The following is a 22,478-nucleotide window of genomic DNA, read 5'->3' as shown; positions in this document are numbered from 1 at the left end:
TCGTCGGACTGGTATGGCCGAGGTTCATGCCCGTAAGATGTCGGGCAGGCGTCCTTTCGGCTGGCCTTTTCCGGGAACGGCGGCGGCGCCGGGCGTGTCACGCCGGACGTGCCACGGTTGATCGTGTCCCAGGGAAGACTCCCCGGCGACCCATCCGGGAACGACAGAGATGAAGCGTGTGACGATGACCGATATAAACGCCTATCTGGACGGCGCCCTGGATGAGCAGGAGCGTGCGGAATTCGAGAGCGTGGTGCAGAGCGACCCCGATGCCAGGGCGCTGCTCGTTCAGCACCGGCAGCATGTGGAGGAACTCCATCGCCTGTACGATCCGGTGCTGAGCGAGGAGGTTCCTTCCCGCATGCTGGAATTGTTGCGTAAACGGAACGGTTGATCCGGGCGTTGCCGGGCGATCCATGGACGGGCCGGGAAACCGGCTGGCCGTGGATCGGTCGATCGCCGATTGACCGGCTGCTTTATTTTTTTCTCCCTCCGGCAGCCCCTTGCGCTATGGGATGCGGTACCGCCTTTCTTTTGGTGAAGGCCCGGATCGGACGGATGGACCATGGCGCGCAGACGAGCGGAGCCGAGCATCCTGCTCGGCCCCATCCTGTATTTTCGCGGTGAACAACGCGACCGCTGGTGGCTGTCGGCGTTGTTCGTGCTGGATGGCGAGGTCGAACCGGACGATCTGCGGGTGGACGGCGTCACCCTCCCCGTTCCGCCGCGCCATTTGACCGTATGGCGCCGCCGCCATGTCTGGCGCTTCGACTTCGCCGTGCCGCGCGGCATGCGCGACACCGACGTCACCTATGGGTTTCCCGACGGACCGCGCTGGACAATAATTGTTCCGGGTCGTTATTCATTCCCACGAATGGCCATTCTGTATGGAAGCGGAATGATAGCGCTGGAGTCGCCCGGCGGCGCGTCAATCCCGGCCCCGCCCCAGCCCCCATCCCTATGGCCGGACCTCGTCTCCCGCCATGCCGCCGACCGTTACCATCTGCTGGTCCAGGCCGGCGGGCAGACCGATGGGGACGCGGTGCTGGCCGACGCTCCCCAGGCCGCCGGACTGTTGGCCGCCGTCCACCGGCTGGGCCCGCCTCGGCCCGGTCTGACGGAAGAACTGATGAATGCCGGCTTTGAGCGCATGCTGCAGTTCTGGAGCGGTGCGGCCGCGGCGGATGCGCTGGCGTCCATCCCGTCGGTGATGATGTGGGATCGCGCCGACCTCGGGCGCCTTCTGGCCGGCGCCTGGAGCGGTCGGGAGGATGGCGATGCCGCGTCGCGCAGTCTGTGGCCGCTGATTGCGGCGGCGCGGCGGCAGATCCAGCTGTTCCAGACCGCCTCGGTTGCCGATTCGCCACCCGATTGCCTATGGGGAGCCGCCGGCGGAACGCTGTCGCAGGGATTTGTCGTCGGCGAGGTCGGCCTGCTGGCGCTCGATCTGTGGAGCGACCGCAGCCGCCGGCACCTGCTGTCGGACCGCGACTGGAGCCTGCTGCCGGACTGGCTGGACCGTTTTTCCAGCTGCCGTCACCTGATCCTGGTCAGCGGCGGACCGCTGCTGATGCCCGCAGGCGCCGTGTCCGACCCCTCCGACAGCCGGCCCGCCGGCCTGTGGCAGCGGCTGGGCCGCCTTTTGGGGGGCCGGCCGGGCACTGCCTGGAGCACCCGATGGGCCGTTGCGGGGCGTCATGCCGACCGGGACCGGCTGGTCCATATGCTGGCCGACTTCTCCCGGCGCAGCGGCTGCCGCATCACCATCGCCTCGCGCGGGCTGGCCGGAAGCGCGGGGCGCGGCGTACTGCGCGGCGGCGGGCTGGAGATGTGGCAGCTCTATGCCCCCCGCTTCACCGGCGATGTCCACCCCGATTGGCGACTCCGCTGGCGGGCGCGTCTGGCGGCAATGGCGGCCCGGTCCGGCCGGACGCCCGCCCACCGCTTCGAGTTGCCGATTTTCGCCGAGGGCGGGCGGACGCTGTTGCAGGGGCCGGGATGGATCGCCTGCGCCTTCGACGGCAAGGGCCAGTTGCATGCGCGCTGGTGCCTGCCGGGCGACCCCGGTCACTACGCACAAGCCATTTGATTGCCCCCTGTTTGGTTACAGTGAGGCGCGCTCCATCACGAACAGCAGCCCGTCGACGGGCACTCCCTTTTCCCGGCGCGGGGTACAGGGCTCGATCAGGCGGACCGAGAAGCCTGCCGTCACCGCAGCGGCCCTGACATAGGTCTCCGCATGGGCATAGCGGCGTGTCGCTCCGAGCGCGAAGGGTTCGGCCGACTCCGTCGGCAACCGCTCCACCGTGGCGGCGAAGAGGCCCCCCGGCGGCAGGGCGGAGGCCGCCGCCGCGAAGACCGGGACGAGATCGCCGATGTAGACCAGCACGTCGGCGGCGACCAGCAGGTCCCAGGCGCCGGGCGTCCGCTCCATCGCCTCCACCACGTCGCCGACGCCGAGTTCGTCATAGAGCCCGCGCTGCCGCGCCTTTTCCACCATGCGCGGCGACAGGTCGACGCCGGCCAGATGCCCGGCCAGCGGCTTGAAGCTGACGCCGGCCAGCCCGGTGCCGCAGCCGAGATCGAGGATCCGCAGGCCCGCCGCTTCCGGCAGGACGCGGTCCACCGCCCCGCGCAGCAACTCCGGCGCCGCATATCCGAGCTTGCCGACGAGATCCTGGTCGAATCGGTCGGCATAGCGGTCGAACAGGGCGCGGACATAGGCGGCCGACAGGTCGGCCCCCTCCCCGGCCTCCAACGCCGCGACCAGCCGTTCTATGGCGGCGGCCTCGTCGCCTTCGGCCCCGTCACGCGCACGGCGCAGCGCCGCCAGGGCCTTAGCTGGTTCCCGCAGCGCCAGCCAGCCGCGGCCAAGCGCATGATGGACCGCGGCGTCGTCCTCGAAGCGGTGTGCCAGCGGTTGGAGCAGCTCCACCGCGGCCAGGGCATCGCCGCATGCGGTCAGCGCCTCCGCCAGGGCCAGGACCGCGTCACGGTCGTCTGGACGCAGGGCAACCGCCTCCCGGAACTCGTCCAGCGCCTCATCCATCCGCCCGAGTGCGGTCAGGCAGCGGGCGAGCCCGAGTCGGGCTTGCGCCGAATCGCTGCGCTCGGCCACCAACTGTGTATGGAACGCAAGTGCGGCAGGGATTTCGCCGCACTGCCGCAAGGCCTCGGCCAGCATCAGCCGCCAGGTCCAGTTCCCTGGCTCCAGGGTGACGGCGCACCGCCAGGCGGCGGCACTACGCCCCAAGGCGCCGGAGCCGCCATTGGCATCGGCCAACGCCGCCCAGGCCTCGCCATTGTCCGGAACGATGGCGGCCGTCCTGCGGAATCCATCGGCGGCAGCTGTGAAATCCCCACCATAAAGCCGATCGTAACCGTACCGGAACAGTTGATCGGAAGGGGAAGCGGGCGACGCTTCGCCGAAGGACGGATCCGCTGGCAAATGGGATTCCTCTATCGTCGGGTTTGGGCCGAAGCGGTGGCGCCGGACCGGCAGGCTCCCATCCGGCCGCTGTCGGGGCGATCCCGGGAGACGTTGCGGCATCGCTCGCGGCCCGGACTCCCGGGTCCGGCCAAGGTCCGGGGAAATGGGACGGCGGAGTTTACTGCCCCAACATGCTGCGTTGCGCAAGGGGGTGGTGAAAATCCTCTGGACGTGTGATTCGGGCGACACGCGGTCGCGTTAGCCCATTTTTCGTAGGGTGTCCGGAGGGGCGCGCCGGACGACTGGGCCACCCCGATCGATTGCGTCATCAAATGTGGCAATTCAAGGGCTTATGTGGCTCATCTAAGCGCCTACTCCTTCCGTCCGGCGGCCCGGGGTGACATCTGACGGACGAAAGCTGTGGTATTACCAGGGAGCAAGCGGGTTGACGATGGATCAAATTTTTGGAAGTGTGACCGCGGCGCCCGATCGGGAGGCGCAGAACACTTGGGTAGGAGGCGGTCGCCGTAAGCGACTCGGTGACCGGAAGAACGGCCCCGCGCGGGGGGTCAAACAGCCGCCGTAATGGACGGGGCGTCAGCAGAAGGAGATTTGGGATGCAGGCACGAAATCAGCGCGTACGCGCCACGGGGGGTGGGCGTTTCGCACTGGCTGCCGGACTGCTGACGGCTCCGTTGTTCGCCATGACCGTGGCCGGCGCCGCCCAGGCCCAATCCGCCTCTCCCGTTCTCTCCAAGGAAAGCTGCGTCACCCATGCGGTGGAAGCAGAACAGAAGCTGGGCATTCCGTCCGGCATGCTGGTCGCCATCGCCCTGATCGAAAGCGGCCAGGACGGCGCTCCGCACCCCTTCGCCATGAGCGTGCAGGGTCGTCCCTACTATGCCCGCAACGTCAGCGATGCGGCCCGCCACCTGCGCGACCATCGCGGCCAGCTTCGGTCCAACACCTATGTCGGCTGTATGCAGCTGTCGGTCGCCAGCCACCGCGGCGAGTTCCAACCGCTGGAGCGAATCGTCGAGCCGCGCGACAACGTCTTCTACGCCGGCCAGCTCCTGATCCGTTTCCATGGTGAGGAAGGCAACTGGAAGACCGCGCTGGCGCGCTACAATGGTGGTTCGGGCCGCCGCGCCCAGGCTTATGTCTGCAAGATCTGGCAGAGCCTTTCTGAGTTGGATGCGCAGAGCGCCAAGCTGCTCGCCTCCTCCCGTTGCGAAGACACCGATCCCGTCAGCGTCGCCCCGCGCACCCGCCGCAGCTTCCGCAATGCGCAGCAGGTCGCCGCGATCAACTGAGCCGCATTCCGGGCCGGCTCGATCCCCGATCGCACAGGTTTGGCCGCGCCGGCAAGATGCTGGCGCAGAGTGCCGTGATCGGGTAAACCCCGGCGCATGAACTACCGTCACATCTTTCACGCCGGCAACCCGGCCGACGTGATGAAGCATGCCGTGCTGGCGCTGATCCTGGATCATCTGCGCGCCAAGCCCGCGCCCTTCTGCGTGCTCGACACCCATGCCGGCATCGGCCGTTACGACCTCACCTCGGAAGCTGCCCGCAAGACCGGGGAGAGCGACGAGGGCATCGGCCGTCTGTGGGCCGGCCTGCAGGGCGACCCTCCGCCCCACCCGGCCCTGGCGCCCTACCTGGATGCTGTGCGGACCCTGAACCCGGACGGTGCGCTGCGCTGGTACCCCGGGTCTCCCCACATCGCCCGTGCGGCCCTGCGCCCGCAGGACCGGATGGTCCTGGTGGAACTGCACCCTGACGATGCCCGCAGCCTGAAGGCCGAGTTCGCCGGAGACCGCAGCGTCGCCGTCCACCAGACCGACGCCTACACGGCGCTGAAGGCCCATCTGCCGCCCCGGGAGAAGCGCGGGCTGGTGCTGGTCGACCCGCCCTTCGAACAGCCGGACGAGTTCGCACGCATGGCGGAGGGGCTGGCACTGGCGCATCGGCGCTGGCCTACCGGCGTCTTCGCCCTGTGGTATCCGATCAAGGAGCGGGCAGCCGTCTGGCGGTTCCAGGACGCGGTTGAGAAGACCGGGATCCCGAAGATCCTGATCGCCGAACTGACCTGGCATCCGGAAGACACCCATCTGCGCCTGAACGGCTCGGGCCTGCTGATCGTCAACGCGCCCTGGCGGCTGGACGAGACGTTGCGCGCCATGCTGCCGGCCCTGCATGCCGTCCTGCCCACCACCGGCGGCGGCAGCGCGGTCAGTTGGCTGACGCCGGAAGCGGCTTGAAGTGGAAACGGAAAAAACCCCCGGCCTTTGCGGGCCGGGGGCAGGTCAGGATGGAGATCGTCGAGTACTGATGCCGGCAGCTCAGAACCGCCGTTCGGTCTGCTGCGCCGCACCTTCGATGCGGGCGTTCAGCTTGGTCGCCGCATCGTTGGCGGAGCGTGCAGACATTTCGGAGATCTTGATGCTTCGATCCAGCACCAGTTGCATGTTGTCCTTCAGCATGCGGCTCTGCACCGCATAGAAATCGGGCACGCTGCGGCTGCGCAACAGGGCGTTCATGCCTTCGGCGTTGCGGGTGGCGACATCCTGCGCCAACCCCATCCATTCGCGCCACGCGTTCTGCCAGCCATCGGCAAGAACACTGCCGCACTGGACCATCACGTCCATGGTTTCGCGCGTCTGGCTGGCGACCTCGCCCTGTGCTTCCTTCGACAGGCCAAGTGCCCGCTGCAATTTTTCCGATGTGCGGCCCGCGACCTCGGAGGCGGTGCCCATCACGGATTGCGTTGTATCGGCACCGCGCCGGGCCATTTCGGCACTGGCGCCCAGTATCTTCCGGCCGGTCTCCGCACCCGCGTCCGCGGCACGGCGCCCGGTCTCGGCCGTGTCCTCTCCGATCGACCGGGCGGCATCGGCAGCCCGGCGGGTGGTGGCCTCCCCGGCGCGGGTCATGTCCTCGACCGAGCCCTTCGTCCGGTCTGCGGTTTCTCGTGTGGTGGTATGGTCTTTGTCGGTAGCCATGCGGGATGCTCCTCGAATATTTTCGTCCGGTTGGACGTTTCTTCCCAAAACCCGCGCCGGTCATTTTGCTGCACCGCCGCACGCGTTGAGTGGTATAACATCCGAGAAGCAAAACGTTCCAGGGCGCAAAATAACAGGACCACACCCCTTCTTTCGAGGTAGGGATGTTGTGAACCGGAACCGTATTTTATGTTACATTGTTCTGTAATATTGCATTGGCAACACTTTCTCCTTTGATTTGCACAGCTTATCCGTTCCGCTTCTGTTTCCCGAAGCGCGCAAGGATTTCGCCGGCGATGCCGCGGCGGAACAGCAGGACACAGACGATGAAGATGCAGCCGATCACCACCGGAACCGGCAGGCTGGTCGCCGCCAGATAGTTTTCCAGCGTCACCACCAGTGCCGCCCCGACCACCGGTCCGGACAGCGTGCCCATGCCACCCAGCAGCGTCATCAGCACCACCTCGCCCGACATCTGCCACGTCACGTCGGTCAGGGTCGCCAATTGGAACACGATGGCCTTGGTCCCGCCGGCCAGCCCGGTGAGCGTCGCCGACAGCACGAAGGCTAGCAGCTTGTAACGGTCGGTGCGATACCCCAGCGAGACGGCGCGCGGTTCGTTCTCGCGGATCGCCTTCAGCACCTGTCCGAACGGCGAATGGACTGTGCGCCAGATGATGGCGAATCCGATCAGGAACACCCCCAGAACCGTATAATACATCGCCATCGGCTCGTTCAGGTCGATGACGCCGAACAGCGTGCCGCGCGGCACCGCCTGGATACCGTCCTCGCCATGGGTGAAGGGCAACTGCAGCGCCAGGAAGAACACCATCTGGCTCAAGGCCAGCGTGATCATGGCGAAATAGATGCCCTGGCGCCGGATGGCGATGCCGCCGAAGGCCAACCCCAGAACGGCAGCCGCCGCGGTGCCCAACAGGATGCCCAACTCCGGCGACAAACCCCAGACCTTCACCGTGTGCGCGGTGACATAAGCGGCGCTGCCGAAGAAGGCGGCATGTCCGAAGCTCAACAGGCCGCCGAAGCCGATCAGCAGGTTGAAGGCGCAGGCGAACAGCGCGAAGCACAGCACCTTCATCAAGAAGACCGGGTAGAGGAAGAAGGGAGCCGCCAACAGGACCGCCAAAGCCGCCACCGCCCCCAGCCGCGCTGCCATTGCTCCGGTGCCGGCGGCCGGCGACTGGTCATCGGCTGACGCCTTGGCGGGAGTTCGGGCGCTGCTTTGCGAATGAAGGCTCATGCGGTCACCTTTCCCGTCCGAACAGGCCGGCGGGCTTGATCATCAGCACCACCGCCATGATGACGAAGACCACGATGTTCGAGGCCTCCGGATAGAACACCTTTGTCAGCCCTTCCAACAGGCCGAGACCGTAACCGGTCAACACCGCGCCCAAAATCGACCCCATGCCACCGATCACCACCACCGCGAACACCACGATGATCAGGTTGGAGCCCATCAGCGGCGACACCTGGTAGATCGGCGCTGCCAGCACCCCGGCCAGCCCGGCCAGCGCCACCCCGAAGGCATAGGTGAGCGTGACCATGCGTGGCACGTTGATGCCGAAGGCCTGGACCAGCACCGGATTCTCGGTCGCGGCACGCAGATAGGCGCCGAGCTTCGTCTTTTCGATGGCGATCCAGGTGCTGATGCAGACGATCAGCGACGCCACCACCACCCAGCCGCGGTAGTTGGGCAGGAACATGAAGCCCAGATTGTTGCCGCCCTTCAGCGCGTCGGGGATCGGATAGGGCTGGCCCGATACTCCGTACTGGTGGCGGAAGGCACCCTCGACGATCAGCGCCACCCCGAAGGTCAGCAGCAGCCCATAGAGATGGTCGAGCTTGTACAGCCGCGACAGCAGCGTCTTTTCGAGCACCACCCCGAACAGCCCGACGATCACCGGCGCCAGCAGCAACGCCCACCAATAGCCGATGCCGGTATAGGTCAGCAGCAGCCACGCCACGAAGGCACCCATCATGTAGAGCGCGCCGTGGGCGAAGTTGATGACGTTCAGCATGCCGAAGATCACCGCCAGCCCCAGGCTGAGCAGCGCGTAAAACGATCCGTTGATCAACCCCAGCAGGAGCTGACCGAACAGCGCCTGGGGCGGAATGCCGAAAATCGTTCCCATCATGAGCGTTAGCCTCCCCGACGGCACCCCCGCGGCGTCACGGCCCTGCGGCCGTTGTCGCAGCGGGGATGCCGGTCCCTGTCGAACTGCGAAAGTCCGTCACGCCACCCGACAGATCACGCGGCACATCACTTCGGCAGCTTGCAGCCGCTTTCCTCGAAGGTTGCGAAGGCCTCCTTGCCGGGGATGGTGCGCAGGATCTGATAGTAGTCCCACGGTCCTTTCGATTCGGCCGGCTTCTTCACGCGGGCCAGATACATGTCATGGACCATGCGGCCGTTGGGCAGGATGGTGCCGTTCTTGGCAAACATGTCGTTGACCGGCATCTCCTTCATCTTGGCAGCGACGGTTGGCCCGTCATCGGTGCCGGCGGCCTCGATGGCCTTCAGGTAATGGCGGACGGCGGAATAGCTGCCGGCCTGCACCATCGTCGGCATCTTGCCGTGGCGGTCGAAGAACTTCTTGGACCAGGCGCGCGTATCGTCGTCGCGATCCCAGTAGAAGCCGGTGGTCAGCACCAGATCCTGCGCGACGGCCAAGCCTAGCGCATGCACGTCGGACAGGAAGATCAGCAGGCCCGCCAGCTTCTGCTGGCCGCCCTGCGTCAGGCCGAACTCGGACGCCTGCTTGATCGAGGTGATGGTGTCGCCGCCGGCGTTGGCCAGCCCGACCACCTTGGCGCCCGACGATTGCGCCTGCAGCAGGAAGGAGGAGAAGTCGGCGGTGTTCAGCGGCGCCTTCACCGATCCCATCACCTTGCCGCCAGCCTTCTTGACCTCGACCGAGGTATCGGCCTCCAGCTGGTGGCCGAAGGCATAGTCGGCGGTGATGAAGAACCAGCTGTCGCCGCCTTCCTTCACCATGGCCTGTCCGGTTCCGACCGCGAGCGCGCGGGTGTCGTAGGGCCAATGGAAGCCGGTGGGGGAGCAGGCGTCGCCGGTCAGCCGGGAAGTGGCCGGACCTTCCATCAGGAAGATCTTCTTCTTCTCCTTCGTCACCTCCTGGACCGCCAGCGCCACGCCGGAGTTCGGCACGTCGACGATGACGTCGACACCGTCCTGATCGATCCATTGGCGGGCGAGGTTGGCGCCGATGTCGGGCTTGTTCTGGTGGTCGGCCGAGATGATCTCGATGGGCTTGCCGAGGATCTTGTTACCGAACTCCTCCGCGGCCATGCGCGCGGCGATGACCGATCCCTCGCCGCCCAGATCGGCGTAGAGACCGGAGCGGTCGTTCAGCACACCGATCTTGACCGCCTCCCCGGACAGCTTGCCCTGCTGGGCCATGGCCTGTCCGGTCGACAGAGGCGCGGTGGACAGGACACCGACCGTCAGGGCAGCCAGGGCGGCACCGGTCAGAAGACGTGCGATCATGCGTGGATTCCTCCCCTCAGCGTTGCGTTGCGCGTGGTTCCGGGCGACCGGTCCGAAACGGTTCGGCCGGCGATCCCGGGACGGTCGCGCCGGCCGTTCATTTGGTTTCATCGGAAACCGTCTGGCCGTGCGCGCCGCCCCTTGCCAAACACTATGCAGGTGCAGCCTGTTGTAAGCGAAGCGGATTTTCAGTTTAACAAGCAATTTTCATCAAGGGTCGGGCGAAACGCCGGCTTTTTCCATTCGGGGGTGTATGGAGGGGGCGGAGAGCGGGGCCGCCGCCTGCCGACGCCTGTCGATTCGCCGCATGACGGGGGTCACCGTGATGCCATGGACGAGAATCGAGAGCAGGACGATCAACCCGGTCATCGTCCACAAGGCGTTCGGCACATCGAATTCCGCCGCATTCAGGGCATAGGCGACGTAATAAAAGCTGCCCATGCCGCGAATGCCGAAGAAGGCGATGGCCAGCTTTTCGCCCGCCGGCATCGCCAGCCCGGCCAACCCCGCCATTCCGGCCAGCGGGCGCACGACGAACAGGATCGCCAGTGCGGCGCCGACCGTGCTCCACGACACCGGATGGAGCAAGCCGTGGGCCAGCGTGCCGCCGAACAGCACCAGCATCAGCATCATCAACAGCCTTTCGGTCTGTTCGACGAAATCATGCAGCCGCTCGTGATACGTGCTGTTGCGTTCCGCGTCCCGCAGTGACAGTGCTGCGACGAACACGGCGACGAAGCCGTAGCCGCCTGCCAGTTCCGTCACCCCATAGGCGATCAGCGTGATGCCGAGCGAGACGAAACCGTCGCCCGTCCGCGACAGGTTGGCCCGATTCGGCACGCGGAAGGTGACGAATGCCAGCAGCTTGCCGACCAGCCAGCCCATGCCGACACCGGCCGCCAGCTTCCACGCCACATCCAGGGCGGCCCAATGCAGCAGCATGGTCCAGGGCGGGTTGCCATTCAGCAGAGCCACCCCGATGGCCACATGGACGAACGGAAAGGCGAGTCCGTCGTTCAGTCCGGCTTCCGACGTCAGGCTGAAGCGGATCTCGTCCTCCTCGCCGGATTTCGGCGGCCCGACCTGGATATCGGAGGCGAGCACGGGATCGGTCGGCGCCAGCGCCGCACCCAGCAGGATCGAAGCCGATATCGGGAAATCCAACCAGTACCAGCCTATCAGCGCGATCATCAGGATGGACAGCGGCATGGTGACGGCCAGCAGCCGCCAGGTGACCATCCAACGCCGCCAGCCGATGCGGCGGTCCAGCTTGAGCCCGGCCCCCATCAGCGCGACGAGGACGATCAGTTCGGTCAGCCGCTCGGTCGCTTCGGGAAAGGCCAGCGGTTCGGGGTTGTCCAGCGGAAAGGCGGCGAAGGCCGCATATCCAAGGCCGACACAGATGATCGGCAGTGACAGCGGCAGTTCCTTCAGCATCATCGGCAGCCAGGCTACCAACAGTATCAGAACCCCGAGCCCAACCAGCAAGACGATGTAAGACATGCAAGCCCATCCCCGTGATGCCCCGGCACGACAAGCCGGCATCACAACAGGCTGCATTGCGATGTGCCGGCCGTAGGAGGGCAGGTCCCCCGGGGGCAGTTACCGATCAACACGCCAGCGCGTCGAAGGGTTCGCAAAGATGCTGTTCGAAGGGAGAGTTCGGAACCGGTAAGGCGAAGCTGAAGGAGATTCTCGCCCTTGCAGCCGCGCCCTGTTGCCGCCCGCGGGAGCCGGTAACCGCGGGGGCTTGAAGTACGGCCGGTCAGGCCGCGGAGGTCATCGGAAAGCCGCTGTAGTCGAGCGACGCCGACCAGAAGCGTTCCAGCTTGCGCAGGGTCTCGTTGGCCTTTGTCAGTTCCTCGTCGCTGAAACCGGCCTTTTCCAGGGCGGTCAGATGACGTTCGAACATGACGCTGATCTTCTCGCGCAGATCCAGTCCCTTTTCCGACAGGCGGACACGGACGGAGCGGCGGTCGTGCGGGGAGCGCTCCTGGCCGAGATAGCCGTTCTCGACCATCTTCTTGACGTTGTAGGACACGTTGGAGCCAAGATAATAGCCGCGCGCGGTAAGTTCGCCGACCGTCATCTCGTCTTCGCCGATGTTGTACAGAATGAGGCTCTGAACGTTGTTGATGTCCTGTATCCCAAGCCGGTCCAGCTCGGTCTTGAGCACCTCAAGAAAGTGGCGATGCAGCCGCTCAATCAACAGGATGCTCTCATAATAAGGTTTGCGCACCGCGGTCTCCTTTGGCTCTAACCGGCCGTTCCCCGCGCAAGGACGATACCGGGACCTTAAAGGGAGATTAACCGATCATTCGTCGGCAATCATCCTAATAATTCCGGAAAAAGTCCGGCACAACCCATTGTTCTGCCCCGAGTTGGGCGACCTTCCCGCCCGAACCTCGGCGTTCGGACGGGATTTGGCGGCGAAGCGGAAATCCGGATGGGAAATCCAACGATTTTCGACCGGTTTCCCTCAGTCGCGGAAGACCAGATCGCCGCCGGCCGGTTCCGCGAAGTGGCGCTCGACGTCTGACGGGCCGACATCGGCCAACCCGGCCGGCTTCCATTTCGGGTTCCTGTCCTTGTCGACCAAGGCGGCGCGGATCCCCTCGTAGAAGTCGTCGCCGGCAAGACAGGCAAGGCTGAGGCGCAACTCCTGCACCATGCAGGCCTCGAAATCCAGCTTGCCCCCGCGCCGCAGGGCGGCAAGGGTCACCTTGAGGCTGGTCGGCGACACCCGGCGCAGGGTGGCCAGTTGGCCCGCTGCCCACTCCGTCCCCTCTGCCTCCAGCGCCTTGACGATGGGTTCGATCGCATCGAAGGCATAGCAACGGTCGACGACGGCGCGAATCGCGGCAACCGTCGCCTCACCCGCCTCTCCGCGATGGGACGCGACCGCTTCGTCGGCCGGGATGCCGGCGGCCAGATCGTCGATCAGCGCATCAATCCTGCCGCTCGGCACGAAGGCGTCGGCCGCGCCGATGGCGATCAGGTCGGCCGCCTTCAGCCGGTCGCCAGTCAGGCCGAGCCAGATGCCGACCTGTCCCGGCAGCCGCGGCAGGAAATAGGTGCCGCCGACGTCCGGATACAGGCCGATCCCGGTTTCCGGCATGGCGAACAGCGTCCGCTCGGTGACGATGCGGTGGGTGCCATGCACGGACAGGCCGACGCCGCCGCCCATGGAGATGCCGTCGATCAGGGCTACATAGGGCTTGGACAACCGCTTGATCAGGCGGTTCAGCACATACTCTTCGCTGAAGAAGGCGCGCACAGGCGCGCTGTCGCCCAGGCCCTCCTTGGCGGCCTTGCCGGCCTCGTACAGGCTGACGACGTCGCCGCCGGCGCAGAACGCCTTCTCCCCTGCGCCGCGGATCACGACGGCCTTGACCTCGGGATCGGCATCCCAGGCCCGCAGCTGCGGATCGAACAGCCGGATCATGCCGAGAGTCAGCGCGTTCAGCGCCTTCGGCCGGTTGAGCGTGACGAGGCCGATGGCGCCCCGGCGTTCGAACAAAATCTCAGCGACGTCGCTCATCGTATTGTATTTTCTCGGTTATCGGTGGGTATCGGGCGGTGGCGGGCCGGCTCCTTCACCTCTGCGATGCATCGGACGGCGGAAGATCGGCCGGCAACGATGATACGGGAGTGGGCGCTTCTGTCAAACCGGCCATACGGCTCCGGATGTTCCCGTTCGTGGGCGTGGCGCGGATTGGGAACATCTCACCCCTTGGACCGTTGCGCCCACGCTCACATCTGTTGGCGACCAGCTTTGCGAAACAGCCCTACGGAAGGCCCGATCCCCATGCCGATTTCCCTCCTGCCGCACCAGATTTTCCACGGTGAGCAATGAAAGTCGGGATCATCCTCAACCGGCAGGCGGGGTCGCTGGTCGGCCGCCCGATCGACGGGGCGGAGACGGCGATCCGCAAGGCATTCGAGAAGCATGGCGCGACGGTGGACCTGCATGCGGTCGAGGGCGCCGAATGCACCCAGACGATCCGCAAGGTTCTGGACTCCGATGCCGAGACGCTGGTGGTCGGCGGTGGCGACGGCACGCTGCACAGCGCGGTGAAGCTGGCACTGCCGACCGGCAAGACACTTGGGGTGATTCCTCTCGGCACTCTCAATCTCTTGGCCCGTGATCTTCATGTTCCTCTTGAACTGGAGGCCGCCGCCGAGGCCCTGGCCGCCGGCCGGGTTCGCGCCATCGACATCGCCGAGGTGAATGGCGAGCCATACACCAACAGCTCGATACTCGGATTCTATCCGGCGGTGGTGCAGGAACGAGAACGCCAACGCCGGCAACACCGACTGCTGAAATGGCCGGGCGCCGCCCTGGCGCTGGCGAAGACGCTGTATCGGCTGCCGATGCTCGATGTCCGGCTGGACTGGGGCGATGGACCGAGGCGCATGCGGACGCCGATCCTGGTCGTGTCGAACAACGTCTACGACGAGGGGTTCGGGCTGGTCCTGACCCGTCAGGCGCTGGATGCGGGAAAACTGGGAGTCTATGTCGCCCGCGAGCGGAACGCCTTGGCGATGCTGCGGTTGATGGGACGGCTGATCGCCGGTTCCTGGAAACAGGACGAGGCGCTGGACACCTATGCGGTCACCAGCCTGACCGTCCACAGCCGCCGCCATCATCTGAAGATGGTCAACGACGGCGAGATCCGGAAGCTGGAGGCTCCGCTCCACTATCGGATTCTCCCAGGTGCCCTGAAGGTTCTGGCTCCAGGCTGAGATAGAGGATGAAGACGGCGTGAAACGGCTCGCTCATATTTCCGACCTGCATTTCGGGCGGATCGATCATCGCGTCGTCGACGGGCTGCTTGCCGACCTCACGGCCCAGGCGCCCGACCTGATCGTCATTTCCGGCGACCTCGTCCAGCGGGCGAAGCCGCGCCATTTCAAGGAGGCGAGCGCTTTCCTGGAGAAATTGCCCTTTCCCTACCTGGTCGTACCGGGAAATCATGACATCCCGGTTTATAATGTGTTCCGGCGCTTCACCAATCCGTTCGGCCATTACCGGCGCTACATCACCACCGATCTCAGCCCGCTGCACATCGACGATGAAATGGCCGTGCTGGGCATCAACACCGCACGCCCGGTCATCATGGATTTTTCCGAAGGCCGGATGAACCGCCGCCAGATCAAGCGGGTGCGCGAGGTGTTCAGCGACATGCCGGACACCATGTTCAAGGTGCTGTTCACCCACCACCCTTTCCTGCCACCACCCGACCTGCCCGGAACGCGTCTGGTTGGCCGCCACAAGCTGGCACTGCCTGCACTGGAAAGCTGCGGCGTCGACCTGCTGCTGGCCGGCCATCTGCACAAGGCCTATTCGGGCGACATCATGAGCTTCCATACCCAGATCGCCCGCTCGATCCTGGTCGCCCAGGCCTCCACCGCGACCTCCACCCGCCTGCGCAACGAGGCGAACGCCTACAACCTGATCACCGTCGCCCATCCGGACGTGACGTTCGAGGTGCGGTCGTGGGAGGGAGCCGCCTTCATGGGCGGGCTGGTGTCCTCCTACCGCAAGCATGGCCAGCGCTGGACCCTCCAGGCGCAGGACACCGGCTTCCGCCCCGTGGGCGGCGCCGGCCAGGAAAATGGCATGCGGGGAAGCGGCCTGGCCGACAGGGCATGACGCCCGCGCGAGGCTGCCGCAATGGTCCTTTGGGACCGCCGGCCGACCCGGCGGCTTGAGTTCACGATCCGGGAAGGCGTAGGATCGCCCCACTCGCTCTAAGTGCATGGTTTCCCCGATGCCGATCTCCCTGCCCGCCGCCTTCCCGCGCACCCGTCTGCGCCGCAACCGCGCCGATGCCTGGACCCGCCGCCTGGTCGCCGAGAACACGCTGACCGTCGACGACCTGATCTGGCCGGTCTTCGTGATCGAGGGCGAGAACCGGCGGGAACCGGTCGCCTCCATGCCCGGGGTCGAACGCCTGACCATCGATCTGCTGTGCGAGGCGGTTTCGCAGGCCGGATCGCTCGGCATCCCCTGCGTCGCGCTGTTCCCGGTCGTCGGCTCCGACGCCAAGTCCGAGGATGCGGCGGCGGCCTACAGGCCGGACAACCTGATGAACCGCGCGATCCGCGCGGTGAAGGCGGCTGCCCCCGACGTCGGCATTCTGGGGGACGTCGCGCTCGACCCCTACACCAGCCATGGCCATGACGGCATCCTGCGCGACGGCTACATCCAGAATGACGAGACCGTCGAGGTGCTGATCCGCCAGGCGCTGTCGCAGGCGGAGGCCGGCGCCGACATCGTCGCCCCGTCGGACATGATGGACGGCCGCATCGGCGCCATCCGCGACATGCTGGATGCCGAGGGCTACCAACTGACCCGCGTCTGTTCCTATGCCGCCAAATATGCGTCGGCCTTCTACGGGCCGTTCCGCGACGCGGTGAATTCGGGCGGTTTCCTGAAGGGCGACAAGACCACCTACCAGATGAACCCGGCCAACACCGACGAGGCGCTGCGCGAGGTCGCCTGCGACCTCCAGGAGGGGGCCGACATCGTGATGGTCAAGCCCGGCCTGCCCTATCTCGACGTCATCCGCCGGGTGAAGGACGAGTTCGCGGTACCGACCTTCGCCTACCATGTGTCCGGTGAATACGCGATGCTGCGCGCGGCTTCCGGCAATGGCTGGCTGAACTACGACAAGGCTCTGCTGGAGACTCTGATGGGCTTTAAGCGTGCCGGCTGCGACGCCATCCTGACCTATGGCGCGGTCGACGCGGCGAAGCTGCTCAGGCAGGGCTGAGCGGTTCGGAGCCGAATTTGAGCCGACCGGGGCCGCGGGGCGATCCGTAGCCCCGTATCGTCCGGGCATTCCCCAAGCATGGAGACGCCCGATGGTCCGCCCCACCCCCTTCATGACGTTTGCCCGTCCGATCCTGCCGGCGGCCATTCTGCTGGCTGCCCTATCCGCTGCCGCGCCTGCGGCGGCCTTCGAACTGCGCAGCCCTGACTTCACCGGGAATTCACCGATCCCGGAGCGGAACGTCTTCGCCGGATTCGGCTGTAGCGGCGGCAACCGGTCCCCGGCCCTGAGCTGGACCGAACCGCCCGCCGGCACCCGCAGCCTCGCCGTCACCGTCTACGATCCCGACGCGCCGACCGGCAGCGGCTGGTGGCATTGGGTGGTGTTCAACCTGCCGGCCGACAGCCGCGGCCTGCCGGCGGGGGCCGGAGATCCGGCGAAGCCTGCCCTGCCCGCGGGCGCCGTGCAAAGTCGCACCGATTTCGGCACACTCGGCTATGGCGGTCCCTGCCCGCCGCAGGGCGACGAGCCGCACCGCTATGTCGTTACGGTCCACGCCTTGAAAGTGGACAGTCTGCCGCTGCCGGCCGATGCGTCCGGTGCCATGGTCGGCTTCAACCTGAACGCCGCCAGCCTCGCCAAGGCCACGCTGACGGCCCGCTACGGCCGCTGAGGGTCGTTGATCGCCCGCCGTCCCCGGCCATAGGATGATCGCCATGGTTTCCGACCTCCTCGCCCGCCTGTCCCGCTTCGCCGCCCGCGACCTTCGTCCGGGCGGAGGCGACCGGCCGCATCGGCCGGAGCTGTGGTCCTTCGTCGCCCATGACCGGGAACGTCTGGCCGACGTTCGGATCGGGCGCACGGCACTGATCATGGTGCTGGAGGGTGCCAAGGACTTGACCGACGGGTCCGGCATCACCCGCCGCTTTTCCACCGGCACCGCCATGCTGCTGCCGCCGGGCTGGTGTGGTTCGGTGGTGAACGACCCCGGCGACTCCGGCCGCTATCGCGCCCTGGTGCTGGAGTTTCCGGCCGAAATGGTGCGGCGCCTGCTGCGGGCCCACGGCACCGAAGGTCTGACGCCGCGTGCCCGGCCGCGGGATTGGCATGTCACCCTGACGGCTGCCCTCACCGATGCCATCCAACACGCCGCTGCCGGGCTGACCGCCGATCCGCCGCTTCCTCCCAGGCTGGCGGACCATCGCTGCATGGAGGTTCTGCTGGCCATGCTGGAGGACGGCGTCTGGTGGCTCGGCCCGGTGGCGCCGACCGGCACGGCGGATGCGGTGCGCCAGTTGTTGCGTACCCAGCCCGAACGGCCCTGGTCCGCGGCGCTGGTCGCTGGCGCGCTGAATCTCAGCGCCGGCACGTTGCGCCGCCGGCTGGCGGAAGAAAGCTTTTCGGTCCGCCGCATCCTGACCGAGGAACGGGTCGCCCATGCACGCGATCTGCTGGAGCGCGAAGGGCTGAGCGTGCAGGAGGCCGCGGAAGCCTGCGGCTACGCCAACCGCTCCCACTTCGCCAGGCGGATCCGCGCGGCGGTCGGGGTCAATCCATCGGAATTGCGGGGGCGCTGACCCGGCCACCACCATGGGCGCGGACCAGCGCCGCCACCGAATCGGCGATCACCCGTTCTGGGTCGGCGGTGACCGGCAGGCCGAGCATGGTCGGCCAGAACAGCATCTCCTTCAGCCCGCCCAGCAGCTGCGCCGCCACCATGTGCGGATCCGGCGCGTTGAGCGATCCGCGTGCATGTTGCGCGGTGATATAGGCGTTGAGCAGCGAATAGGTCTGGCTCTTGCCCTCGAGATAATCCTGCGTCAGTTCGGGAAAACGCTGGTGTTCGGCGATCACCAGCCGCAGCAGGCCCTGGACCTCAGGCTGGCCCATATGGGCCAGCAGCGAGCGCAGAAAGGCCGGCAACGCCTGTTCCGGTGGCTGGTCATGGCGCAGGGTCTGGCCGCCGTCGCTGTTGAATCCCTCATACAGGCCGGCGACCACCGCCCGGAACAGCTCCCGCTTGCCAGGAAAATGATTGTAGACGGTGCGTTTCGACACGCCGGCATCGGCGGCGATGGCATCCATCGACGATGCCTCGTAGCCATGGGTCAGGAAGGCGCGGGTCGCCGCCTCCACCACCGCATCCCTTTTCGCCGAACCCCGCACCGCATGAACCGTTGACATTCCCCGCCCTCGAAATACACTGCACAGTGTAGTGTAATGCCTGCCGCCGGCCCCCAGGGTAATCCCCCCGGCCGCGGCATGGGAGGGGTAAAGCGATGAAACAGCGCAACATCGGTGGCATTCTTTCCGTCGGCGAGATCGGGCTCGGCTGCATGGGCATGTCGGAGTTCTACGGACCGACCGACGATTCCCAGTCGCTTGCCACGCTGGAGCGGGCATTCGAGCTCGGCGTTACCCATTACGACACCGCCGACATGTATGGCGCTGGCCATAACGAATCCCTGCTGTCCCGCTTCCTGGCCGGCAAGCGCGACCGCGTGGCGGTTGCCACCAAGTTCGGCATCGTCCGCCGGCCCGGCGACTATGCCCGCCGCATCGACACCAGTGCCGCCTATGTGGCCCAGGCCTGCGACGCCTCGCTGAAACGGCTGGGGGTCGAGACCATCGACCTCTATTACGCCCATCGCGTGAATCCCGATACGCCGGTCGAGGAAACCGTCGGCGCCATGGCCGATCTGGTGAAGGCCGGCAAGGTCCGCGCGCTCGGCCTGTCGGAGGTGTCGGCCGCCACCCTTCGCCGTGCCCATGCCGTGCATCCGATCGCTGCGGTGCAGAGCGAATATTCGCTGTGGACCCGCGACGTGGAAGCCGCGGTACTGCCGGCCTGCCGCGAGCTGGGAGTGTCGCTGGTCGCCTACGCCCCGCTCGGCCGCGGCATGCTGACCGGCACGGTGACCAGCCGCGAGCAGCTGGCCGAAAACGACTTCCGCCGCGTCGCGCCGCGCTTCGCCGACGGCAATCTCGACCGCAACATGGAGCTGGTCGAGCGGGTGAAGGCGCTCGCCGCGCAGAGGGGCTGCACCGCCGGTCAGATCGCCCTGGCCTGGCTGCTGGCCCAGGGCCCCAAGATCCTGCCGATCCCGGGAACCAAGCGCATCAAGTATCTGGAGGAGAATGTCGCCGCCGCCGCGGTGACGCTGACGGATGCCGAGGTCAAGGCGCTGGGCGACGCGCTGCCGCCGGGGGCGGCGGCAGGCGAGCGCTATACGGCGGAGGGAATGAAGGGGGTGAACGTCTGAGCCGGCACTCGGCGGCGCCGAAAGGTTATTTCGGGCTCCCGGCCCAGACCTGGAACTGCGGGGTTTCCAGCAGCATTTCGCTGTGACCGAAGGCGGTCTTGAACAGCTTGCCGACGCCGGCCGTCCGCTGCGTCACCGCGACCAGCGTGCCGCGCAGCTTCAGATACTGCTTCGTCCCCGCAACCAGCGCGTCGAGCATGCCGAAATCCTCGTCCTTGCCGCGGTGGAGCGGTGGATTGGACAGGATGAGGCCGAATCGTTCGCGGGTGCCGAGGCCGGACAGGCCGTCACTCAGCACCAGTTCGGCATCCGGCACATTCCGGCGGGCGGCATGCAGGGCGACCGCATCGATGTCCAGCAGGGTCAGCGGCGCATCGGGCTGGCGCTCGTACACAGCCCGGGCGATCACCCCGGCGCCGCAGCCGAAATCGAGCACGCGGGTACCGGCCGCGACCTCGGGCAGCACCTTCAGCAGGCATTCGGTACCGGCATCGAGATGACCGTGGGCGAACAGCCCTGGATAGGAGACCAGATCCAGAGCGCCATCGGGAGGCGTCCGGTCGGGCAGCGTCAGGGTGACGGTTTCCCGCCAATCCTCCAGATCGCCCCGTGCCGGCGCATCGGTTCGGCGGGTCTGGAGCAGGCGGGCGCGGCGCTTGACGATCAACGTTTGCGGCTCAGCAGCCAGATCGTCGAAATGCTTGGGTGCGCTGGTGATGCCCTCGTCGTTGCCGCCGGCGATCCACAGCGGGGCGCCGGGCGGCAGGCGCGAGGCAAGCGCATGCAGCGCCATCCCGAATCCGGCCCAGCCGCGCGGCAGGCGCAGGACCGCGCCGTCGAAGGCACCCTCCGCCGGCCACGCCGTCGCAGCCTGCCCGCCGTTGGCGAGCCGGTTCCATGCCACGACCTCCGCCCCGCCGTCACGCAGGGCCTCGGCGATGCCGCCGTCGCTGTCGAAGGCGACGAGGAGGCGGCCCTGGGGACGGATTTCGGACAGGGCTTCGGCGGCCACGGCGGCGACGGTCGAGTCGCGGTCGGTGGCCCGGTTGTCCAGACGTGACACCTTGGTTCAGTCCCCTGCCTTCAGCCCTTGTCGCGCATCAGCCGCGCCTTGTCGCGCTGCCAGCTGCGCTCCTTATCGCTTTCGCGCTTGTCGTGCTTCTTCTTGCCGGTGGCGACGCCGATCTCGACCTTGGCCATGCCGCGGTCGTTGAAATAGACCGACATCGGGATCAGCGTCACGCCCTTCTGCTTGATGCCGGCCGCGAGCTTGTCCAGCTCGCGGCGGCGGACCAGCAGCTTGCGCGGCCGCTTCGGCTCGTGCTGATCGATGCGGCCGGCCTGGAGATATTCGGGGATGTACGCGTTGAACAGGAACAGCTCCCCGCCCTTCAGGCCGGCATAGGCCTCGTTCACACTGGCACGGCCGCCCCGCAGCGACTTCACCTCAGTCCCGGTCAGCATGATGCCGGCCTCAAGGACATCGTCGATGAAGAAGTCGAATCGCGCGCGGCGGTTCTGTGCCGCGAACTTCTTTGCTTCCTCGCGCGTCGCCAAGTCTCTCTCCTTGCGGCCCCGCCATCCGTCAGGACAGCAGGCCGGCTTTGCTCATGGCCGCACGCACGGCGGCGCGGGCGGTATCGGTCGCGGTGACCAGCGGCAGGCGGACCTCGTCGGTCGACAACCCGAGCAGGCTGGCGGCGAACTTCACCGGGGCCGGGCTGGTCTCCACGAACATCGAATCGTGCAGCGGGGCCAGCACGTCGCGCAGGCGGAAGGCCTCCTTGAGGTCGCCCTCGGCCCAGGCAGTCTGCATGGCCGAACACAGCGCCGGGGCGATGTTGGCGGTCACCGAGATGCACCCCACCCCGCCCTGCGCGTTGAAGGCCAGCGCGGTGGCGTCCTCGCCCGACAGTTGGATGAAGTCGGTACCGACATCCTGCAGCAGGCGCGACGGGCGGGCCAGATCGGCGGTGGCGTCCTTCACGCCGACGATGTTGGGCAGCTTCGCCAGCCGCGCCATCGTCGCCACAGACATATCCACGACACTGCGGCCGGGAATGTTGTAAATGAAGATCGGCAAATCCGCCGCGTCATGGATCGCCTTGAAATGCTGGTACAGACCTTCCTGGGACGGCTTGTTGTAATAGGGCGTGACCACGAGCGCCGCCTGCGCGCCCGCCTGCCTGGCATGGCGGGTCAGCGCGATCGCCTCGTCGGTCGAGTTGGAACCGGTTCCGGCCATCACCGGGACCTTGCCGCCGGCCGCCTCGATGCACAGCTCCACGACGCGGTTGTGTTCCTCGTGGGAGAGGGTCGGCGACTCGCCGGTCGTGCCGCAGGGCACCAGACCGTGGGTACCCTGGGCGACCTGCCACTCAACGAAGGACTGGAAGGCCTTCTCGTCCACTTTCCCGCCCTTGAACGGAGTCAGAAGGGCGACGATGGAACCGTGGAACATGGCTGCCTCCTCAGTCG

General features: G+C 66.6%; 22 protein-coding genes. 10 read left to right on the top strand and 12 right to left on the bottom strand.

The window, feature by feature from the left end:
• Positions 1 to 169 precede the first annotated feature (169 nt).
• Both AL072_RS11780 and AL072_RS11775 read left to right on the top strand, forming a co-directional pair.
• Positions 170 to 394 (top strand): anti-sigma factor family protein, encoded by a 225-nt coding sequence (locus AL072_RS11780; protein WP_045580164.1) that lies wholly within the window; start codon positions 170 to 172, stop codon positions 392 to 394.
• Positions 395 to 565: 171 nt separating this feature from the next.
• A complete protein-coding gene (locus AL072_RS11775; RefSeq protein WP_045580165.1) occupies positions 566 to 2,089 on the top strand; it encodes a hypothetical protein in 1,524 nt (507 codons plus the stop codon).
• A 15-nt stretch (positions 2,090 to 2,104) separates the two neighbouring features.
• Here AL072_RS11775 and AL072_RS11770 read toward each other — a convergent pair whose 3' ends face one another.
• Positions 2,105 to 3,283 carry a tetratricopeptide repeat protein gene (locus tag AL072_RS11770; RefSeq protein ID WP_245636668.1) on the bottom strand — a complete coding sequence of 393 codons (1,179 nt, stop codon included), beginning with the start codon at positions 3,281 to 3,283 and terminating at the stop codon, positions 2,105 to 2,107.
• 764 nt (positions 3,284 to 4,047) lie between these two features.
• Here AL072_RS11770 and AL072_RS11765 point away from each other — a divergent pair.
• Both AL072_RS11765 and AL072_RS11760 read left to right on the top strand, forming a co-directional pair.
• On the top strand, positions 4,048 to 4,743 hold the full coding sequence (locus AL072_RS11765) for a transglycosylase SLT domain-containing protein (protein ID WP_045580167.1): 696 nt from the start codon (positions 4,048 to 4,050) through the stop codon (positions 4,741 to 4,743).
• 96 nt (positions 4,744 to 4,839) lie between these two features.
• Positions 4,840 to 5,694: a 23S rRNA (adenine(2030)-N(6))-methyltransferase RlmJ gene (locus tag AL072_RS11760; RefSeq protein ID WP_045580168.1), complete on the top strand. Its 855-nt coding sequence runs from the start codon at positions 4,840 to 4,842 to the stop codon at positions 5,692 to 5,694.
• Positions 5,695 to 5,775: 81 nt separating this feature from the next.
• Here AL072_RS11760 and AL072_RS11755 read toward each other — a convergent pair whose 3' ends face one another.
• The 7 genes from AL072_RS11755 to AL072_RS11725 form a co-directional block, all read right to left on the bottom strand.
• Positions 5,776 to 6,435, bottom strand: coding sequence for a phasin family protein (locus tag AL072_RS11755; protein WP_045580169.1), 660 nt, complete (start codon positions 6,433 to 6,435; stop codon positions 5,776 to 5,778).
• Between the two features lie 247 nt (positions 6,436 to 6,682).
• On the bottom strand, positions 6,683 to 7,693 hold the full coding sequence (locus AL072_RS11750; protein ID WP_082108773.1) for a branched-chain amino acid ABC transporter permease: 1,011 nt from the start codon (positions 7,691 to 7,693) through the stop codon (positions 6,683 to 6,685).
• A 4-nt stretch (positions 7,694 to 7,697) separates the two neighbouring features.
• Positions 7,698 to 8,585 (bottom strand): branched-chain amino acid ABC transporter permease, encoded by an 888-nt coding sequence (locus AL072_RS11745; RefSeq protein ID WP_045582273.1) that lies wholly within the window; start codon positions 8,583 to 8,585, stop codon positions 7,698 to 7,700.
• Positions 8,586 to 8,713: 128 nt separating this feature from the next.
• On the bottom strand, positions 8,714 to 9,958 hold the full coding sequence (locus tag AL072_RS11740; RefSeq protein ID WP_045580170.1) for an ABC transporter substrate-binding protein: 1,245 nt from the start codon (positions 9,956 to 9,958) through the stop codon (positions 8,714 to 8,716).
• 210 nt (positions 9,959 to 10,168) lie between these two features.
• The gene (locus tag AL072_RS11735; protein WP_045580171.1) at positions 10,169 to 11,461 is read right to left on the bottom strand and encodes a cation:proton antiporter; all 1,293 of its coding nucleotides are present in this window, start codon (positions 11,459 to 11,461) and stop codon (positions 10,169 to 10,171) included.
• Between the two features lie 262 nt (positions 11,462 to 11,723).
• The gene (locus AL072_RS11730) at positions 11,724 to 12,197 is read right to left on the bottom strand and encodes a MarR family winged helix-turn-helix transcriptional regulator (protein WP_045580172.1); all 474 of its coding nucleotides are present in this window, start codon (positions 12,195 to 12,197) and stop codon (positions 11,724 to 11,726) included.
• Between the two features lie 240 nt (positions 12,198 to 12,437).
• Positions 12,438 to 13,499 (bottom strand): enoyl-CoA hydratase/isomerase family protein, encoded by a 1,062-nt coding sequence (locus AL072_RS11725; protein WP_045580173.1) that lies wholly within the window; start codon positions 13,497 to 13,499, stop codon positions 12,438 to 12,440.
• Between the two features lie 311 nt (positions 13,500 to 13,810).
• Here AL072_RS11725 and AL072_RS11720 point away from each other — a divergent pair, with 311 nt between their 5' ends.
• The 5 genes from AL072_RS11720 to AL072_RS11700 all read left to right on the top strand — a co-directional run bounded on the left by AL072_RS11720 (position 13,811) and on the right by AL072_RS11700 (position 18,314).
• On the top strand, positions 13,811 to 14,704 hold the full coding sequence (locus AL072_RS11720) for a diacylglycerol/lipid kinase family protein (RefSeq protein ID WP_045580174.1): 894 nt from the start codon (positions 13,811 to 13,813) through the stop codon (positions 14,702 to 14,704).
• 19 nt (positions 14,705 to 14,723) lie between these two features.
• Positions 14,724 to 15,614 carry a metallophosphoesterase family protein gene (locus AL072_RS11715; RefSeq protein ID WP_045580175.1) on the top strand — a complete coding sequence of 297 codons (891 nt, stop codon included), beginning with the start codon at positions 14,724 to 14,726 and terminating at the stop codon, positions 15,612 to 15,614.
• A 118-nt stretch (positions 15,615 to 15,732) separates the two neighbouring features.
• On the top strand, positions 15,733 to 16,737 hold the full coding sequence (gene hemB / locus AL072_RS11710; protein ID WP_063840334.1) for a porphobilinogen synthase: 1,005 nt from the start codon (positions 15,733 to 15,735) through the stop codon (positions 16,735 to 16,737).
• 91 nt (positions 16,738 to 16,828) lie between these two features.
• Entirely contained in the window at positions 16,829 to 17,410 is a 582-nt protein-coding gene (locus AL072_RS11705; RefSeq protein ID WP_082108774.1) for a YbhB/YbcL family Raf kinase inhibitor-like protein, read from the top strand.
• Positions 17,411 to 17,453: 43 nt separating this feature from the next.
• Positions 17,454 to 18,314, top strand: coding sequence for a helix-turn-helix transcriptional regulator (locus AL072_RS11700; RefSeq protein WP_045580177.1), 861 nt, complete (start codon positions 17,454 to 17,456; stop codon positions 18,312 to 18,314).
• On the opposite strand, the gene AL072_RS11695 is transcribed toward AL072_RS11700, so the two are convergent.
• The gene (locus AL072_RS11695; protein WP_045580178.1) at positions 18,286 to 18,921 is read right to left on the bottom strand and encodes a TetR/AcrR family transcriptional regulator; all 636 of its coding nucleotides are present in this window, start codon (positions 18,919 to 18,921) and stop codon (positions 18,286 to 18,288) included. The two genes, AL072_RS11700 and AL072_RS11695, sit on opposite strands and share 29 nt — an antisense overlap.
• A gap of 95 nt (positions 18,922 to 19,016) precedes the next feature.
• On the opposite strand from AL072_RS11695, the gene AL072_RS11690 reads away from it, so the two are divergent.
• On the top strand, positions 19,017 to 20,000 hold the full coding sequence (locus tag AL072_RS11690; protein WP_045580179.1) for an aldo/keto reductase: 984 nt from the start codon (positions 19,017 to 19,019) through the stop codon (positions 19,998 to 20,000).
• A 25-nt stretch (positions 20,001 to 20,025) separates the two neighbouring features.
• Here the strand turns inward: AL072_RS11690 and AL072_RS11685 are convergent, their stop codons facing one another.
• Genes AL072_RS11685 through dapA form a run of 3 tightly spaced genes read right to left on the bottom strand, consistent with a single transcriptional unit; the run spans position 20,026 to position 22,461 of the window.
• Positions 20,026 to 21,063 (bottom strand): class I SAM-dependent methyltransferase, encoded by a 1,038-nt coding sequence (locus AL072_RS11685; RefSeq protein WP_045580180.1) that lies wholly within the window; start codon positions 21,061 to 21,063, stop codon positions 20,026 to 20,028.
• 20 nt (positions 21,064 to 21,083) lie between these two features.
• Positions 21,084 to 21,557 (bottom strand): SsrA-binding protein SmpB, encoded by a 474-nt coding sequence (smpB, locus tag AL072_RS11680; protein ID WP_045580181.1) that lies wholly within the window; start codon positions 21,555 to 21,557, stop codon positions 21,084 to 21,086.
• A gap of 28 nt (positions 21,558 to 21,585) precedes the next feature.
• On the bottom strand, positions 21,586 to 22,461 hold the full coding sequence (gene dapA / locus AL072_RS11675) for a 4-hydroxy-tetrahydrodipicolinate synthase (RefSeq protein ID WP_045580182.1): 876 nt from the start codon (positions 22,459 to 22,461) through the stop codon (positions 21,586 to 21,588).
• Positions 22,462 to 22,478: the final 17 nt, after the last annotated feature.

This window comes from Azospirillum thiophilum (assembly GCF_001305595.1).
In the GTDB taxonomy this organism is placed as follows: Bacteria; Pseudomonadota; Alphaproteobacteria; order Azospirillales; family Azospirillaceae; genus Azospirillum; species Azospirillum thiophilum.
This window is presented reverse-complemented; position numbering and strand designations above follow the sequence as displayed.

Bases quoted from the DNA above. Each gene is read 5' to 3' on its own strand.
- AL072_RS11780 (WP_045580164.1), top strand. From the start codon at position 170: ATGAAGCGTGTGACGATGACCGATATAAACGCCTATCTGGACGGCGCC.
- AL072_RS11775 (WP_045580165.1), top strand. From the start codon at position 566: ATGGCGCGCAGACGAGCGGAGCCGAGCATCCTGCTCGGCCCCATCCTG.
- AL072_RS11765 (WP_045580167.1), top strand. From the start codon at position 4,048: ATGCAGGCACGAAATCAGCGCGTACGCGCCACGGGGGGTGGGCGTTTC.
- AL072_RS11760 (WP_045580168.1), top strand. From the start codon at position 4,840: ATGAACTACCGTCACATCTTTCACGCCGGCAACCCGGCCGACGTGATG.
- AL072_RS11755 (WP_045580169.1), bottom strand. From the start codon at position 6,435: ATGGCTACCGACAAAGACCATACCACCACACGAGAAACCGCAGACCGG.
- AL072_RS11750 (WP_082108773.1), bottom strand. From the start codon at position 7,693: ATGAGCCTTCATTCGCAAAGCAGCGCCCGAACTCCCGCCAAGGCGTCA.
- AL072_RS11745 (WP_045582273.1), bottom strand. From the start codon at position 8,585: ATGGGAACGATTTTCGGCATTCCGCCCCAGGCGCTGTTCGGTCAGCTC.
- AL072_RS11740 (WP_045580170.1), bottom strand. From the start codon at position 9,958: ATGATCGCACGTCTTCTGACCGGTGCCGCCCTGGCTGCCCTGACGGTC.
- AL072_RS11735 (WP_045580171.1), bottom strand. From the start codon at position 11,461: ATGTCTTACATCGTCTTGCTGGTTGGGCTCGGGGTTCTGATACTGTTG.
- AL072_RS11725 (WP_045580173.1), bottom strand. From the start codon at position 13,499: ATGAGCGACGTCGCTGAGATTTTGTTCGAACGCCGGGGCGCCATCGGC.
- AL072_RS11720 (WP_045580174.1), top strand. From the start codon at position 13,811: ATGAAAGTCGGGATCATCCTCAACCGGCAGGCGGGGTCGCTGGTCGGC.
- hemB (WP_063840334.1), top strand. From the start codon at position 15,733: ATGCCGATCTCCCTGCCCGCCGCCTTCCCGCGCACCCGTCTGCGCCGC.
- AL072_RS11705 (WP_082108774.1), top strand. From the start codon at position 16,829: ATGGTCCGCCCCACCCCCTTCATGACGTTTGCCCGTCCGATCCTGCCG.
- AL072_RS11700 (WP_045580177.1), top strand. From the start codon at position 17,454: ATGGTTTCCGACCTCCTCGCCCGCCTGTCCCGCTTCGCCGCCCGCGAC.
- AL072_RS11695 (WP_045580178.1), bottom strand. From the start codon at position 18,921: ATGTCAACGGTTCATGCGGTGCGGGGTTCGGCGAAAAGGGATGCGGTG.
- AL072_RS11690 (WP_045580179.1), top strand. From the start codon at position 19,017: ATGAAACAGCGCAACATCGGTGGCATTCTTTCCGTCGGCGAGATCGGG.
- dapA (WP_045580182.1), bottom strand. From the start codon at position 22,461: ATGTTCCACGGTTCCATCGTCGCCCTTCTGACTCCGTTCAAGGGCGGG.